Below are 16077 nucleotides of genomic sequence, written 5' to 3' on the forward strand. Positions count from 1 at the left end.
ATTCTGTCGGTTGCTTCGTTATTAGAGGGCAAATCAGTATTGATATACTGTTGATAATACCAGTCGCTTACTTCTTTTTGGCAATTTTTTTACTATTGCCACTGGTTAGCCCCAAGAAATTGATGATTTGAGGGAAATAATATTCGAAGCCAACAAAAGCATGATTCCCACCAGATTCAACCGTCTGCCGACATTGCATCAGATAAGCAACCGCTTGACGGTAATCGAGCACTTCATCCCCGGTCTGCTGCAATAACCAGATAAGATCCGGTGATTCCAGCGGGTCAATGTGCATCACTTTGAGATCATGCATGTGACTGTGTTCGAGAGTATAGCGCTCTTTGGTATAGGGATTCACGTTTTCCCCAAGATAATCTTGCAGCAAGTCGAATGGGCGTATCGCAGGATTGACAACCACGGCGGGCAATCCAAAACACTGGGAAAGCCAAATAGCCAGATAACCGCCCAGAGAAGAGCCGACCAGACCGATATTCTCACCGGCCCGCTCCATCACCAGTTCTTCCAGTAAAATCGCCGTCTCTTCAGGATAGGGAGGTAATTGCGGCACCAGAATGTCGATTTCAGGATGTTGCTGGTGCAACCACGTTTTCAGCGTATTGGCTTTCACTGATTGAGGTGAACTGTTAAAACCATGTAAGTAAAGTAACGTTGACATTAATACCCGTCCGAATCTAAATCCGGGCAAAACGGGTTATTCTTGAGCCTGTGAACCTGCGTTTGCAATCCCGCTTCTTTGCTGCCAGCCACAGACAGTTCGAGATAACGCCATCCCGGAGCCACTGTATCAAGCATAAAATTAGTACAATGTGGTTTAAATTGCACACAGGTTGAAGGGGTCGCCATCACACGAATGCCATTCCACATTTCATCAACTTCTTGGTGGATATGCCCACACAGTATCGCTTTGACCTGTGTTTTGCCCCGCAGAAACCGGGACAATTCAGGGGCATTGCGTAAACTGTGCTGATCCAGCCATGTGCAGCCAGAAGGAACAGGATGATGGTGCAGCATGACAATCGTATGGCGATCACGGTGCTCATCCAGACATTTGTTCATCCATTCGAGCTGATAATCCGTCAATTCGCCGTGAGGAACGCCCTGCACCTGACTGTCCAACATAATCAATTGCCAATGCTGGCCGATAAATATCTGCTTGGAAGGTGAAATCCCTGCTGCGGCCAATGTATCAACCATCGCGGGCTGATAATCATGATTACCGGGCAACCAGACACAAGGTGCAGGCAAACGGGCAATTCCCTCAGCAAAATGCTGATAGGCATTGATGGTCTGATCCTGAACCAAATCACCTGTTGCGACGATCAAGTCAATGTCAAGATCCTGCTCAATGATCATATCCAACACAGCATGGTAGCTGCGATAGGTATTGACGCCCAACAGTGAATCGCCTTTGTTGGCGAAAAGGTGCGTATCCGTGATTTGCAGTATTCTGGCTGTGGCGCCCTCTGCCACAGGTAATTCAAGCAGGCTTTCCAAATGGTTTCCCTTTCCTGTCGATCATAAGGATTATTCTAACGTGTCTTGATGCAAAAGATCTGCTGACTGGGGCACAATTCCCATTTTCCAGTGGAAATTAGGCATTATCCTCCAACCACGCTTTCTGAAGTTTTTCATGGTGCAATGCCAACCACTGTATTGCAATAACGGACGCCGCATTATCGATCATCCCCTCTTCTACCCACTGATAGGCTTGTTCGCGGCTAACGACCAGAACACGAATATCTTCATGTTCTCCTTCCAGCCCATGAACCCCTGACGCGGTGGAAGCATCAACTTCACCGACAAAAATATTCATGCGTTCTGTGGTGCCGCCGGGACTGGAAAGATAGCTCAATGCCGGCTGACAGCGCTTAACTTCAATGCCGGCCTCTTCCATTGCCTCACGACGCACCACCTGTTCCGCGTGTTCGCCCTCTTCTATCATGCCGGCAATCACTTCCAGCAGCCACGGCGTATGGCTGGTTTCCAGCGCCGGGAGACGGATCTGTTCGATCAAAACCACTTCATCCCGCACGGGATCATAAGGCAATAAAACCGCCGCGTGACCGCGCTCAAAAACTTCGCGTTTAATGGTTTCACTCCAACCCCCCCGAAATAAGCGATGCTTGAATTGATATTCCGTCATTTTGAAAAAACCGCGATAAAGCGTTTTTCGGGAAATCACTTCAACATCCTGTTTTGTAAACGTAGAGGGCAGGGCAAGATCGTCATTCATAAAAGCTCCTGATCATTTTAAATATTTCCTATTATTAAAATGTATTTTTCGGCATTGATCTAAATAAATTCATTCTGTTGATACAAACAAGCCGAAAAATGAGGCAATATGGCACGAACAGCCACCCTGGCTTATAGGTATTTTCTGCTAGAATCTGTGGTATTCGTTTTTATGCAGAGGCAACTTAAGCAAAATAGCTGCACAACAAGGAACGCAAATGAAAAAATTGCTCTCTCTTTTTATTGCTATGAATCTGGTAGGTTTTAGTACTTCAAGCCATGCAGCCGATCTGCTACAGATTTATCAGCAGGCAAAAGAAACCAACCCCGAATTGCTTAAGGCACAAGCTGACCGCAATTCAGTCGTTGAAAAGGTTAATGAAGCCCGCAGTCCTTTATTGCCTCAGTTGGGGCTGAGTGCGGGGGCTAGCTATGGCAAAGATTTTCGTATTCCAAAGAAATATCAGACAGAAAATCGCGGTGCTAACGCTAAATTGCAACTGTCTCAAACGATCTTTGATATGGCAAAATGGAACCAACTGAGCCAATCCGAGAAAAGTGCCAGTATTGCCGACATCAGTTTTCAGGCAGCCCAACAAAAATTAATTCTGGATACCGCCAAAGCCTATTTTGATGTGCTGGGCAGTATTGATGCCCTGACCTATACCGAAGCCCAGAAAGACTCACTGTATCGCCAGTTGGATCAAACCACCCAACGTTTCAATGTTGGTCTGGTTGCCATCACTGACGTACAAAATGCCCGCGCCCAATATGATTCCATTCTGGCCCAAGAAGTTTCCTATCGAAACAATCTGGAAAATACGTTGGAAAACCTGCGCTGGATCACAGGAATCTATTATCCGCAGTTGGCGGCATTGAATATTGACCAGTTCAAGACGAAACAACCTGAACCCGCCAATACGATACTAAAAGAAGCCGAAAACCGTAACTTAAACCTGCTGTCAGCCCGCTTAAAGCAGGATTTAAGCCGCGAACAGATTAAAAATGCCCAAACTGGCTATATGCCAACCATTAGTTTAGAAGCCAGTACGGGTGTCAGCAACTCCCATAATCGCGGTTATCAATATAGCAACGCTTATGCAGGAAGTAATTCTGTTGGGTTATCATTAAATCTTCCCCTGTATAATGGCGGCGCGACCTATTCTCAGGTAGAACAGGCAAAATACAATTTTGTCAGCGCCAGTCAAGAATTGGAAAACACCTATCGCAAAGTAATACAAGAAGTGCATTCCACTTCCAATAACATCTCTGCCGCGATCAGTAGTGTTGAAGCCAACAAACAGGCTGTACTCTCGGCGCAAAGTTCATTGGACTCAATGGAAGCCGGCTATCAGGTGGGAACCCGTACTATCGTTGATGTGCTGGATGCAACCACGAAACTGTATCAAGCCAAGCAGAACCTGTCTAAAGCACGTTATGATTACCTGCTTGCCCAATTACAAAACGAGCAGGCTCGTGGCACTCTGAATGAGAATGATTTGATCGCCTTGAACAAAATGTTGGGCACACAAATCTCAACCGCTGCCAGCAGCATTATCAAAGAGATGAAAACACCATCAATTCGCTGATTTAATGCGCTATCGTTTTACATTAAAAAACGTTATATTAAAGACGCTATACTTATTGAAGAAAGTTATTGAAGAAAGTCATTGAAGAAAGCAGCCCGCCAATTGTGTGGGCTGTTTTTTAAACATGGATCTTAGACATAAATTTTAAGCATAGATTAAACATAGATTTTTTAAACATATCTCTGAGAGCCAATCTCCCATTGGGCAGCATAAATGGGATACGCTCTTAATCTTAATCAGATACCTTCAAGATGGATGCCCCCTATGACAATGAAACGGACAAAAGAGATAAACCGCGATTCTTTCCGTAAAACATGGCGAAGCTATCGCCTGACACCTGTCGCCCTCGCTGTCAGTGCGGTTTTTATGCTATCAGCCTGTGAACAGAGCGATGAAACGGTGTCACTCTATACGAATGCCGATGAGTGCTCTCAGGCGAATCCTTCCCAAAGTGAACAATGCAAGACTGCTTACAACAATGCCCTGAAAGAAGCCGAGAAAACGGCGCCTAAATACGCCTCTCGCGAGGAATGCGTGGCTGAATTTGGTGAACAGCAATGCACTCAGGCACCCGCTCAGGCTGGCGTCGGTCAAACTCAGGCTCAGGCACAAAGCAGCGGCGGCAGTTTCTGGATGCCGTTGATGGCAGGTTATATGATGGGACGCTTGATGGGCGGCAGTTCTGCCCCCTCACAACCGCTGTTCACATCAAAATCGGCCTCCAGCCCGGCCAATGGCAAATTTGTTGATGCGACAGGTAAAAGCTATGGTTCAGCGACTGCCGGTGGTCGTAGCATGACAGTGCCAAAAACCGCAATGGCACCTAAACCGGCAACCACAACCACCATTACCCGTGGCGGGTTCGGTGAGTCTGTGGCGAAGCAATCAGCCATGCAGCGCTCATCTGCCGGTTCACATTCCAATTCTTCCCGCTCGATGGGTGGTTAATCAACGATGAAACGCATGGGTATTACCGAGCGCCCGGATTGGCGCGAAAAAGCAGCAGAATATGGTTTCAACTTTCACACCATGTATGATCAGCCTTACTGGAGTGAAGAAGCGTATTACCAGTTCACACTGAACCAAGTTGAAGAAATTGAAGATGCAACGACAGAACTGCACCAAATGTGTTTGCAGGTCGTGGAAAAAGTGGTCAACAGCGAAGAGCTGCTGGCTAAATTCCAGATCCCCAAACATTGCTGGGAGTTTGTCCGATCTTCATGGGTCACCAGTCAGCCCTCGCTCTATTCTCGTCTGGATTTGGCCTATGATGGCAAAAATCCGCCCAAGCTGCTGGAAAACAACGCCGATACCCCCACTTCTCTGTATGAATCCGCTTTCTTTCAGTGGATTTGGCTGGAAGACCAGATTAACGCAGGTCATCTGCCGTCAAATGCCGATCAGTTCAACAGCCTGCAAGAAAAGCTGATTGATCGTTTCGTCCAGTTACGTGAAAAGCATGGATTTGGCCTGCTGCACATGACCTGCTGTCAGGATACTGAAGAAGATCGTGGCACCATCCAATACTTGCAGGATTGTGCCGCAGAAGCCGGAATTCCAACAGAGTTCCTGTTTATTGAAGATATCGGCCTCGGTGAGAAAGGTCAGTTTACTGATTTGCAGGATCAAGTGATCGGCAATCTGTTCAAGCTGTATCCGTGGGAATTTATGTTGCGTGAAATGTTTTCCACCAAACTGGCGGATGCGGGTGTGCGTTGGCTGGAACCCGCGTGGAAAAGCATTATCTCCAACAAAGCGTTATTGCCGATGCTGTGGAAAATGTTCCCAAATCATCCGAACCTGCTGCCGGCTTATTTTGCCGATGAACGCCCTTCGGACATGGAGAGCTATGTCATTAAGCCGCTGTTCTCCCGTGAAGGTGCCAATATCCGCATCATTGAAAACGGCCGGGAAATCGCCAGTGCCGATGGCCCTTACGGGGAAGAAGGCATGATTGTTCAGCAGTTCCATACCTTGCCGAAATTTGACGATAACTATGTGTTGATTGGTAGCTGGCTGGTGGATGATCAAGCAGCGGGTATCTGTATCCGTGAAGATCGAGAGTTAATCACTCAAGATCTGTCACGCTTCTACCCGCATATTATTTTGGATTAACTCCATTACCCAATCTGAATCGACAACATACTCAAGGAGCCGTCTTCAATCCCCTCAACCGGGGTTGAAACCGGCTCTTTTTTATCCCATGTCCCCATCACATACAGTAACGGCAGGAAGTGCTCTGGTGTCGGGTTAGACAATTGACCATCTTCCCTGTCCAAAGCATTAAACAGGGGATGAGGCTCTGCAAGGCTGGTTAAACTGCCACGCACAAACTGTTCAAAAGAGAGTGCCCAGGGAAAAGGTTCTCCCTCCGCGACTTGGGCGGGCAAGTTATGCACGACATTGCCACTGCCTATTATTAAGACGCCTTCATCACGCAGTAAGGCTAATTTCCGGCCTATTTCATAATGGAAAGACGCCGGTTGATTGCGATCCATGCTCAGTTGGACGACCGGAATATCCGCATCGGGATACATTTTTGCCAATATTCCCCAAGACCCATGATCCAGTCCCCATTCCTCAAAATCAGTCTCAACCTCAGTCGGCTCAAGAATATCCTGTACTAATACAGCCAGTTCAGGAAAACCTTTCGCGGGATACTGTTTGTCATGCAACTTTTGGGGGAAATGACCAAAATCGTGGATAGTTCTGGGCTGTGCCATCGCCGTCACCGCCGTACCATTGGTATACCAGTGGGCGGAAATCACCAGGATCGCCCTTGGCTTGGGTAATTTTTTCCCCAGTTCATACCAAGCACGTGAATAATAGTTATCGTCAATGGCATTCATTGGACTGCCATGACCAATGAATAGAGCAGGCATTCTCAGGAGACTCATTCTCGCCCCTTATACAGCAAATTAAACATTTGGATAATGAATTGTGAGTTATGGTAAAAAAATTATGACAAGATTAAGACTTTTCTTCCTTGAATGCAGTCAATCAAAAATGATGGAGTGTTTCAAAAATACTGAAAGGCCACAGAGGACGGACTGTAGCCTTTCAAACGTGCAGGTAATATTTTTCCCCATCTTTCAAGCTACTGTACTATTGTACAGCAACTCAAAATCTGTTGAATATAATCGATATCGTCTATCCAATTTATTTTCCGGGCGGTTTTCTATCCAGATTTAAGGAAACCGCACTTCTCCGGCAGACTGTGAAACTGACGCCTTAAAGTCGCCTATTGGGATCGCCTCTTAACTCGCGGCCTGTGCTATCTTTAGCCGATAGTCCACCAAATCTTCGATGGTGACGACCGGCATGTCATGCAGTTTTGCGAATTCAATCACTTCCGGCGCACGAGCCATTGAACCATCATCATTGGTCAACTCACACAATACGCCGGCTGGCTTGAAACCCGCCATTCTGACCAAATCAATGGTGGCTTCAGTATGACCGCGACGAGTTAAAACGCCTCCCGGTTGCGCCCGCAAAGGAAAAACATGCCCGGGCCGATTCAGATCGTTTGGCTGCGCATTGTCGGCAATCGCAGCCTGGATCGTGGTAATGCGATCTGCCGCAGAGACCCCCGTTGTGACCCCTTGTGCCGCTTCGATAGTGACAGTGAACGCGGTCTGGTACTGACTGGAATTATTTTCTACCATCATTGGCAGATTGAGCTGCTGGCGACGTTCTTCTGTCAGGCAAAGGCAAACAATTCCGCTGCCATGACGGATGGTCAATGCCATTTGCTCGACCGTCATTGTTTCTGCGGCGAAAATCATGTCACCTTCATTCTCACGATTTTCGTCATCCAGTACCATCACGCCCTGACCCGCACGCAAAGCAGCAAGCGCACGTTCAACACGTTCAAATGGCGTCCCATATGAGGAAAGTAGCGTCTGATTCATGGTAAAGAAACCTCTTTAATTGTATGGATTACCAGAATCAGGGCAATTTTGAGGAGTTCGTGTTGCGCAAAAATACGGCAACAAAAACAACAGACGAGCGCAAGCACTCGATTGATGCTGTTATTCTCTCCCATCCGGACTTTCACCGTCGGCTCCAGAATTACACTGGATCTGCTGACCTCTGTTTTATTTCGTTAAGAATAACCACAAACAGAGCGCTCGCGGGCTGCATAAAATCATCATCAGACCATTTCATGTTACCGCCGGTAGGGACTTTCACCCTGCCCTGAGATAAACAGTTTCACTATAGCGCTAATAAACTGCAGGGGCAATCGACAAAATCAAATATGAAACCTGGCTCGCAATCATTTATGCTTTTATCATCAGGGAGTAAAATACTGCCAACACGATTAGCATAAATTATGCATAAGAAGGATGATCATCATGCTCGATCCAAAGAAAATTGAACAAATTGCCCGCCAAATCCACAACTCCATGCCGAAAGGAGTCAAAGAGTTTGGTGATGATGTAGAAAAGAAACTGCGTACCGTTCTTCAATCCCAACTGAGTAAGCTGGATCTCGTCAACCGTGAAGAATTTGATGTTCAGACACAGGTGCTTCTTCGTACCCGTGAAAAGTTGGTGGCGATGGAACAACGCCTAAGTGAACTGGAAGCCCGCCTCGAAAGTTCAGACCAAAAAACTCAGCAGGCTGAATAATGACATGAGGAGAATCGCTATCTTAGCTCAGTTCTCCTCCCCATATCCGCTTTCATCTTCACATTGCCGCCCCATTGAGTGCAATATGAAGCCAAATCTACTGGCGCTGAATGGTCTTGATGATATTGGTCGTTGAAATGCCATCCTCGAAGTTCAATACCTGAACCTCGCCACCCGCCGCCCACACTTCTTCGCTACCGGCAATCTCTTCGGGCTGGTAATCCCCCCCTTTGACCAAAATATCCGGCAGGATGTCCGCAATTAAACGCTGAGGTGTATCTTCCTCAAATTCCACCACCCAATCCACCGATTCCAGGGCAGATAACACAATCATGCGCTGTTCCAGTGGGTTGACCGGACGGGTTTCCCCTTTCAGCCGTTTGGTGGAAGCATCACTATTGACGGCAACGATCAGACGATCCCCTAATTTGCGGGCGTTGGACAAATAAGAAACATGCCCGGCATGAAGGATGTCAAAACAGCCGTTAGTCATGACGATACGTTCACCACGCTGACGGGCCTGTGCAACAACGTCTTTCAGTTGCGCTTCACTCATGACACCAAAGCCGGTTTTTGCGCGTCCACGCACCGCATTTTCCAGTTCAACAGGCGAAACCGTAGACGTGCCCAGTTTGCCAACCACAACCCCCGCTGCGGCATTGGCAAGGTAACAAGCCTCATTCAGCGGTTTGCCAGCAGCAAGCGCTGTGGCCAATACGCCAATGACGGTATCTCCCGCCCCCGTGACATCGAAAACTTCCTGCGCCTGAGTTGGCAGATGCAGGGGGGGATGCCCGATCCGCAACAAGCTCATACCCCGCTCAGAGCGCGTAATCAGCAAGGCTTTCAACTCCAAATCCTGTACCAGTTGCGTCCCTTTCTGAACCAGCTCATCATCGTCTTTGCAGTGCCCCACAACCGCTTCAAACTCTGACATATTTGGCGTAAGCAATGTTGCGCCACGATAGCGCCCGAAATCGCTGCCTTTTGGATCGATAAGCACAGGAACATTGGCTTCATTGGCAAGTTTAATCATGGCCTGAACTTGGCTCAGTGCCCCCTTGGCATAATCTGACAGTACCAACGCCCCGATATGAGGCAGGGAGTTTTGAATTTTTTCCAGCATCGGTTGAGCATCCACATTCTGGAAACCTTCTTCAAAATCCAGACGGAGCAATTGCTGATTGCGTGATAAAACACGCAGTTTCGTGATGGTAGGATGCGTGGGAACAGCCACAAAATCACATCGGACTTTCACACTACTGAGTTTCTCACTCAATGCCCGTGCAGCATCATCAATGCCCGTCAGCCCGACCAAACGTGAATTTGCACCCAGTGAGGCAATATTCATGGCAACGTTAGCCGCGCCACCCGGACGCTCTTCAATCGTTTCCACCTTAACCACGGGAACCGGGGCTTCCGGTGAAATGCGGCTGGTTGGGCCATACCAATAACGGTCTAACATGACATCACCCACAACCAAAACCCCTGCGTGGTGAAAATCAGGGAGGGTTACTTTCATCCCATGCTCCAAATATCAGAATAAACTGTTGTGGATATTACCATAATCCATTTGAATACCCGTAAGATCCCGTAGGAAAAGCGACGATGGCAACGATTATCCAAGCCACTTCTGCCAGCTATTACGCACCAAGGCCTGCTGCTGACTAAAATGGTCAGAGGAAACCCGGCTGGATAACGTTTGCAAGGCAAGGTGATGCAGTTCATTGCGCAGGGTGATATACGCCTGCGTCAGTGCCTGCGCCTCCTGCTCATCCATAATATGATGGTGCGCCATTAATTCAAAAATTCGTACATTATCAGACCAACGGGTCAATTTGGCATTTTCCGGCGCATAACGCAGTACCTGATACTGGGCGATAAACTCAATATCCGTGATCCCGCCGGGATCTGCTTTGATATCAAATTGATCCTGTTGATGACTGCCTAAATGCCGGTGCATTTTTTCCCGCATGTCACGCACCTGCTGACGAAGAAGATCGGGTTCGCGAGGAATGCATAACGTTTCACGGCGAATGCGTTCAAAATCACTGCGCATCTTCTCATCACCAAAAACCATCCGCGCCCGAATCAAGGCTTGATGTTCCCAAGTCCACGCTTCATTTTTCTGATAGTCATCAAAAGCCTCAAGGGTACTGACCAGCATTCCCGCTTCACCGGATGGCCGCAGGCGGGCATCGACGTCATACAGTACGCCCGATGTCGTTCGGGTGCTGAACAGGTGAATGATGCGTTGAGCAAGACGCAAATAAAACTGGCGGGCATCAATGGGACGGGCGCCGTCGGTCATCACGCCCATGGGACAATCCAGCAAGAACACCAGATCCAAGTCAGAACCATAACCCAGCTCCCAGCCGCCCAATTTGCCATAACCGATAATGGCAAACCCCAGCCCCTGCCGCCGGGATAAGTGGGCTGGAGCGCCATAGCGTTTAACCATCTGGCTCCACGCCTGCTGCACCACCGCGCCAATAATGGCTTCCGCCAGATAAGTGAGATGATCACTCACCTTCATCACGGGCAGGACTCCCGCAATATCTTCTGCCGCAATCCGCAATAATTGGGCTTGTTTAAATTGCCGCAGAGCTTCCAGCAATTGCTCTTCATCATCTTCAGGTATACGCAACAAATATTGATAAAGTTCATCGTGATAGGCTTCCATCGGCAACGGCTGATACAACGATTTGGGATCAAGCAGTTCATCCAGCAACAGTGGATGGCGGGTAAGCTGGCTGGCAATCATCGGGGAAGCCGCACACAGGCGAATAACGTGGATCATGACCTGCTCTGATTCCAGCATCAGTTCCAAATAAGTCGTTCGACTGACGATACTGAGTAGCAGGGGGATAATCCGCGCCAAAACGGTATTGGCATCCTCCCGCCCGCCAATTTTGGCCAACAGGCGTGGCATCAATTGGTCAAGGACATCTCGCCCTCTTGGGCCAATAGTACGCTTACTGACGTCCTGACGAAAAAGCACAATCACATCAAGCATTTTCTGGGCTTCTACCCCATCAAGGTGAGGGATCAATGTGATAAGTTCATCTCTGTTCAAGGCTTCCTGCCATAAACTCTTAAATGGCACATGATTGGCTTCCTCGCCATTCTCTTCACTCTCATCACCAATCAACTGCTGAAAAATACTTCGCACAGCATGCATGTTGCGTTCTGTTGCTGCCATTAACTCATCCCAATCGGTGAACCCCATTCCCCAAGCTAATCGGGCACGATCCAGCGCATTATCCGGCAAAGTTTGTGTTTGTTGATCACGAATCGATTGCAGCAAATTTTCAAGCCGACGCAAGAACAGATAACTTTTTTCAAGCTGGTTTACCTGTTCCGCCGGCAATAAAGCCAAATCTTCGATGGCTTTCAATGTGGGCAGCAATGAACGGGATTGCAGGCTCGGCTCTCTTCCACCACGAATAAGCTGAAAAACCTGAGTGATGAATTCAATTTCGCGGATCCCTCCCGCGCCTAATTTAATATTGTCTTTTAGCCCACGTCGGCGAACTTCCCGTTCAATCATGCCCTTCATATTACGCAAGGACTGGATCACACTAAAATCGATATAACGACGAAAGACGAATGGCCGCAGCATCTGGCGCAGATCCTGAGAATAAGCCTGCCCGTCATGCCCCAAAATCCGCGCTTTCACCAGTGCGTAACGTTCCCAGTCGCGCCCTTGTTCCTGATAATAATCTTCCAGCGCAGGGAAACTGAATACCAAAGGCCCGCTGTCACCAAACGGGCGCAATCTCATATCCACCCGATAAACGAATCCGTCTACCGTTTGTTGATCCAGAGCCTTAATCAGTTTTTGCCCCAATCGAGTGAAAAACTGGGCGTTGTCCATTTCACGGCGTCCGCCTTGCGTTACACCATTTTCTGGATAAGCAAAAATGAGGTCGATATCAGAGGAAAAATTGAGTTCTCCGCCCCCCAGTTTGCCCATCCCCAGAATTAACAACGGCTGCGCCATCCCCTCACTGCTGGAGGGTGTTCCCCAGTCTTGACAGCAACGCAGATAAAGCCAGTCACGGGCTGCCACAATCAAGGTTTCAGCCAGCACACTTAATTGCTGCAAAGTCTGCTCGGTCGTACAGCTTTGCAATGCCTGTGACCATGCAATCCTGACCAGAATGCGATGGCGGAACAGGCGTAAAACCCGCATCAATCCATGTTCATCGTTTGCCGTAGACAATGCCTGTTCTAACCAATGGGAATAACACTGCCATTCCTCCGCTTGCGGAGGATTCTGGCGAATGTCCTCTAACCATGCAGGCCGAGAGAGTAAATTTTCTGCCACAAAATCACTCAATGACAATACGACCTGTTCATGATGTGCAAAGGACGTTGCGGTTAGCTCTGATGGCGGTAAATTCGCAACGATATGCTGTAATTGTTGGGCTAAAGATGATGAAAGTGGCAACATAACTGGGTTTTCCTTGATTACCGTTTATTGAGACTGATCCACTAAACATTGCGTTAACGCCAGCTTACATTGCAGCCATGAAGCGCTGTAACACACGGTTTCGGCTTCTGCACTGGCAGTAGATAAACCCGCCTTTAAACCGGGCAATAAATCAGGCAATCGCCCCACTGCCGATAAATATCCGGCCTGTTTTTCAGTGAGCTGCATGACCCAATGTAAAACTTGAACCAATCCCGTTTTACCTTCGTTCAAACCCGCCAGCCACCCTTCTTCCTGTTCCTGCCATTGCGCTAAAATTTCAGTCAGAAGCACCGACAATGGCTGCTGCCATTCCAATTCATCAGGCACACTTGGCAACGGCTTATGCGGTAAGCCATGAGCAAGGGCATATCCCCGTGCGGCTTTGCTTTTATTCGCCAAACGCAACCCATTCTGTGATGCCAGTTGATTTGCCAGCGACAAAATATCGGTGACATTGCCGTTGATTAACTCCAGTTCAAACTCACAAATGGGTGATATCCGTTCTCCAGCGGGTCTATTTTCTGAATATTTATTTCCAGAACGTTTATTCCCAGAACAAACACTTCCCTGATCCAACACAACTTCAATTTCACTTTGTCCATACATCAGCAACCATTTCTCACGGGTGAAATCAGTGCTGAACAGTTCGGTCAATTCAGCCTGTAGATGTGCAAGATCCGTATGTTCAGGCCAGATATGAGCGGGAAACTGCGCTAAATCCAATTCAGGCTGGTGCAGGGGGACATTGAATTCAGGACGCTGATGCAATCCCCCCACCACGTTACCTGCGGTTTTGATCGTCATCTCATAATGCCCGTCAAAACCACGAATACGCAGCCCCATATCCCAACGCCGCAATTGATTATCCGGCGTCTCAAAATAAATATTGGTCAGGTGTTTTGGTGATGAGTGATGATGAGAAAACTGAAATAATTGCTGGCGGGCTGCTGATATCGCATCAGACTTAACCGACAGTTTCAACTCTATTTCTACAGAACTCATATTTTTATACTCAGTTCACAATTACGTTAACAAAAGAGAAAAATAAACCACAATAGGGTGTTATCTCAACAACCATCATGCTTACTTCGTTAAAAAAGCACCTAACAAGGTCTGTATTCGGTCAGTTGAGAGAGGATTCATTCTGGTTTACTGATTGCACCTACAAACTTAACTCTTTACTATCACTTGAGTAGTTTGAATCACGATGGGTCCATACACAAAGAACAGTTGAATACACAATGCAAAAACGACATCGATTATTTATCTTATTGCTAGGTTTCACGCTGCCATTATCCGTACACGCTGAAGAAAAACGTTATGTTTCTGACGAGCTATCAGCTTACATCCGTAGCGGCCCAAGCATTCAAAACCGTATCGTTGGCTCACTGAATTCTGGCGAAGAGGTCATCCTACTCAGCTCAAAACCAGAAAATGGTTTTTTACAGGTAAAAGACCGCAAAGGACGGGCAAGCTGGATACTTTCAAGTGAACTCAGCACTATTCCAAGTTTGCATGAACGTCTGCCCGTGATGGAGCAAGAGATTAAAACGCTGACCGACAATTTGGCAAATATTGATGATAAGTGGAATAAACGCACCGCTGAGTTACAAAACAAAGTGGCTGGCAGCGATAAGATCATCAATGACCTGAAAAAAGAAAATGCCCAGCTCCAGAGTAAATTAACCATAGCTGAGAAAAAAGTAGAAGCCGCCAATTTACAACTAGATGATAAACAAAGAGAAATCATCTTGCAGTGGTTTACTTATGGCGGTGGTGTCGCGGGAATTGGCCTGATTTTGGGGCTGGTCTTGCCACACATTATCCCACGCCGCAAAAATAAAGATCGCTGGATGAGCTGAGTTAAGGAAGAAAGAGTGAAAGTCTATTTGGTTGGCGGCGCAGTTCGCGATCAATTATTGGGGCTGCCCGTGACTGAACGGGACTGGGTTGTCGTTGGCGGCGCTCCAGAAAAACTTCTGGCGCAAGGATATCAACAGGTTGGGAAAGATTTCCCGGTGTTCCTGCACCCTAAAACCCATGAAGAATATGCTCTGGCGCGTACCGAAAGAAAATCGGGTCAAGGATATACGGGGTTTACCTGTTATGCCGCTCCCGATGTGACCTTAGAAGAAGACCTGCTGCGCCGTGATTTAACGATTAATGCGATGGCACAAACCCCAGAAGGTGAATTGGTCGATCCTTATCATGGTGCCCATGATCTCAAAAATCGCACGTTACGGCATGTTTCCACCGCATTTTCAGAAGATCCCTTACGTGTGTTGCGTCTGGCCCGCTTTGCCGCCCGCTTTGCCCATTTAGGTTTTTCAATTGCGCCAGAAACTCAAACACTCATCACAGAAATGGTAGCCGGTGGTGAATTATCGTCATTGACCCCGGAACGAGTTTGGCGGGAAACTGAAAAAGCCCTCGCCTCACAATCACCGCAGGTCTACTTTCAGGTGTTACGCGATTGCGGCGCGCTGGCCGTTCTTTTTCCTGAAATCGATAACGTGTTTGGCGTTCAATTACAGGAAGAAACGCATCTCAGGCTGGATACCGGGCTTCACTCACTGCACGTTTTGCAAATATCTGCCCGATTGATCGAAGAGACGGACATCCGTTTTGCCTCACTGTGCAGCCATATCGGTATCATGTCAGTGAAAAAAATGTGCGAACGGCTGCGCATTCCCAACTCAGCTCGCGACTTGGCCGCGATTGTGACGCAATATCACCGCTGGGTACACACCGCAGAGCAATTATCCCCCGAAACTTTGCTGACCTTATTTAATGCCATAGATGCCTGGCGTAAACCGCAACGAATCGAACAATTGATTATTTGTAGTGAAGCAGACCATCGTGGATATACCGGTTCAGAAACCTTGTCCTATCCACAAGGTCATTATTTGCGCGAGGTCTTTACCATCGCCAGCCAAGTCAGCGTTCAGGAAGTGATTGCCCGTGGATTCCAAAGCGCCGACATTCGCACAGAATTAGAGCGTCAGCGACACATTGCCATCGAAAACTGGAAACAACGTTCAGGGAATTAATTTCCTATGATCAATAGAAAGATGATCAATAAAACATGATCAACAAATGCGCCCCTGCTTATTCATCAAGTTGGGAC

The 16077-nt window shown here is 47.7% G+C and carries 14 protein-coding genes and 1 riboswitch; of the genes, 6 read left to right on the forward strand and 8 right to left on the reverse strand.

Features of this window, described 5'->3' with window-relative positions; translation table 11 throughout:
* Positions 1-67 precede the first annotated feature (67 nt).
* The 3 genes from yqiA to nudF form a co-directional block, all read right to left on the reverse strand.
* The gene (gene yqiA / locus Xbed_RS09935; RefSeq protein ID WP_086112770.1) at positions 68-676 is read right to left on the reverse strand and encodes an esterase YqiA; all 609 of its coding nucleotides are present in this window, start codon (positions 674-676) and stop codon (positions 68-70) included.
* Positions 676-1515: a 3',5'-cyclic-AMP phosphodiesterase gene (gene cpdA, locus Xbed_RS09940; RefSeq protein ID WP_086112771.1), complete on the reverse strand. Its 840-nt coding sequence runs from the start codon at positions 1513-1515 to the stop codon at positions 676-678. The genes yqiA and cpdA overlap by 1 nt, the downstream gene beginning before the upstream one ends.
* Before the next feature lie 97 nt (positions 1516-1612).
* On the reverse strand, positions 1613-2254 hold the full coding sequence (nudF, locus tag Xbed_RS09945; protein ID WP_086112772.1) for an ADP-ribose diphosphatase: 642 nt from the start codon (positions 2252-2254) through the stop codon (positions 1613-1615).
* Between the two features lie 217 nt (positions 2255-2471).
* Between nudF and tolC the strand changes: the two genes are divergently transcribed.
* The 3 genes from tolC (at position 2472) to Xbed_RS09960 (ending at position 5957) form a co-directional block, all read left to right on the forward strand.
* Complete coding sequence (tolC, locus tag Xbed_RS09950) at positions 2472-3842, forward strand: outer membrane channel protein TolC (RefSeq protein ID WP_086112773.1); 1371 nt, start codon at positions 2472-2474, stop codon at positions 3840-3842.
* A gap of 270 nt (positions 3843-4112) precedes the next feature.
* Entirely contained in the window at positions 4113-4790 is a 678-nt protein-coding gene (locus Xbed_RS09955; RefSeq protein ID WP_208612226.1) for a DUF1190 family protein, read from the forward strand.
* Between the two features lie 6 nt (positions 4791-4796).
* Positions 4797-5957, forward strand: a complete 1161-nt coding sequence (locus tag Xbed_RS09960; RefSeq protein ID WP_086112775.1) for a glutathionylspermidine synthase family protein — start codon at positions 4797-4799, stop codon at positions 5955-5957.
* A 5-nt stretch (positions 5958-5962) separates the two neighbouring features.
* Here the strand turns inward: Xbed_RS09960 and ygiD are convergent, their stop codons facing one another.
* Entirely contained in the window at positions 5963-6739 is a 777-nt protein-coding gene (ygiD, locus tag Xbed_RS09965) for a 4,5-DOPA-extradiol-dioxygenase (protein WP_086112776.1), read from the reverse strand.
* Positions 6740-7099: 360 nt separating this feature from the next.
* Positions 7100-7753: a 3,4-dihydroxy-2-butanone-4-phosphate synthase gene (ribB, locus tag Xbed_RS09970; protein ID WP_086112777.1), complete on the reverse strand. Its 654-nt coding sequence runs from the start codon at positions 7751-7753 to the stop codon at positions 7100-7102.
* 118 nt (positions 7754-7871) lie between these two features.
* Positions 7872-8051, reverse strand: a riboswitch (FMN riboswitch).
* 146 nt (positions 8052-8197) lie between these two features.
* Between ribB and ubiK the strand changes: the two genes are divergently transcribed.
* Positions 8198-8473, forward strand: coding sequence for a ubiquinone biosynthesis accessory factor UbiK (gene ubiK, locus Xbed_RS09975; RefSeq protein ID WP_086112778.1), 276 nt, complete (start codon positions 8198-8200; stop codon positions 8471-8473).
* 97 nt (positions 8474-8570) lie between these two features.
* Here the strand turns inward: ubiK and hldE are convergent, their stop codons facing one another.
* From hldE to Xbed_RS09990, 3 genes are all read right to left on the reverse strand, one after another.
* On the reverse strand, positions 8571-9995 hold the full coding sequence (gene hldE / locus Xbed_RS09980) for a bifunctional D-glycero-beta-D-manno-heptose-7-phosphate kinase/D-glycero-beta-D-manno-heptose 1-phosphate adenylyltransferase HldE (RefSeq protein ID WP_086112779.1): 1425 nt from the start codon (positions 9993-9995) through the stop codon (positions 8571-8573).
* 96 nt (positions 9996-10091) lie between these two features.
* Complete coding sequence (gene glnE / locus Xbed_RS09985) at positions 10092-12929, reverse strand: bifunctional [glutamate--ammonia ligase]-adenylyl-L-tyrosine phosphorylase/[glutamate--ammonia-ligase] adenylyltransferase (RefSeq protein ID WP_086112780.1); 2838 nt, start codon at positions 12927-12929, stop codon at positions 10092-10094.
* A gap of 24 nt (positions 12930-12953) precedes the next feature.
* A complete protein-coding gene (locus tag Xbed_RS09990) occupies positions 12954-13952 on the reverse strand; it encodes a CYTH domain-containing protein (RefSeq protein WP_086112781.1) in 999 nt (332 codons plus the stop codon).
* Between the two features lie 239 nt (positions 13953-14191).
* On the opposite strand from Xbed_RS09990, the gene Xbed_RS09995 reads away from it, so the two are divergent.
* Entirely contained in the window at positions 14192-14812 is a 621-nt protein-coding gene (locus tag Xbed_RS09995) for a TIGR04211 family SH3 domain-containing protein (RefSeq protein ID WP_086112782.1), read from the forward strand.
* Between the two features lie 15 nt (positions 14813-14827).
* Positions 14828-16000 (forward strand): multifunctional CCA addition/repair protein, encoded by a 1173-nt coding sequence (locus Xbed_RS10000; protein ID WP_086112783.1) that lies wholly within the window; start codon positions 14828-14830, stop codon positions 15998-16000.
* The last annotated feature ends 77 nt before the right edge of the window (positions 16001-16077 follow it).

Origin of the sequence: Xenorhabdus beddingii, assembly GCF_002127545.1 — a bacterium.
Lineage (GTDB): Bacteria > Pseudomonadota > Gammaproteobacteria > Enterobacterales > Enterobacteriaceae > Xenorhabdus > Xenorhabdus beddingii.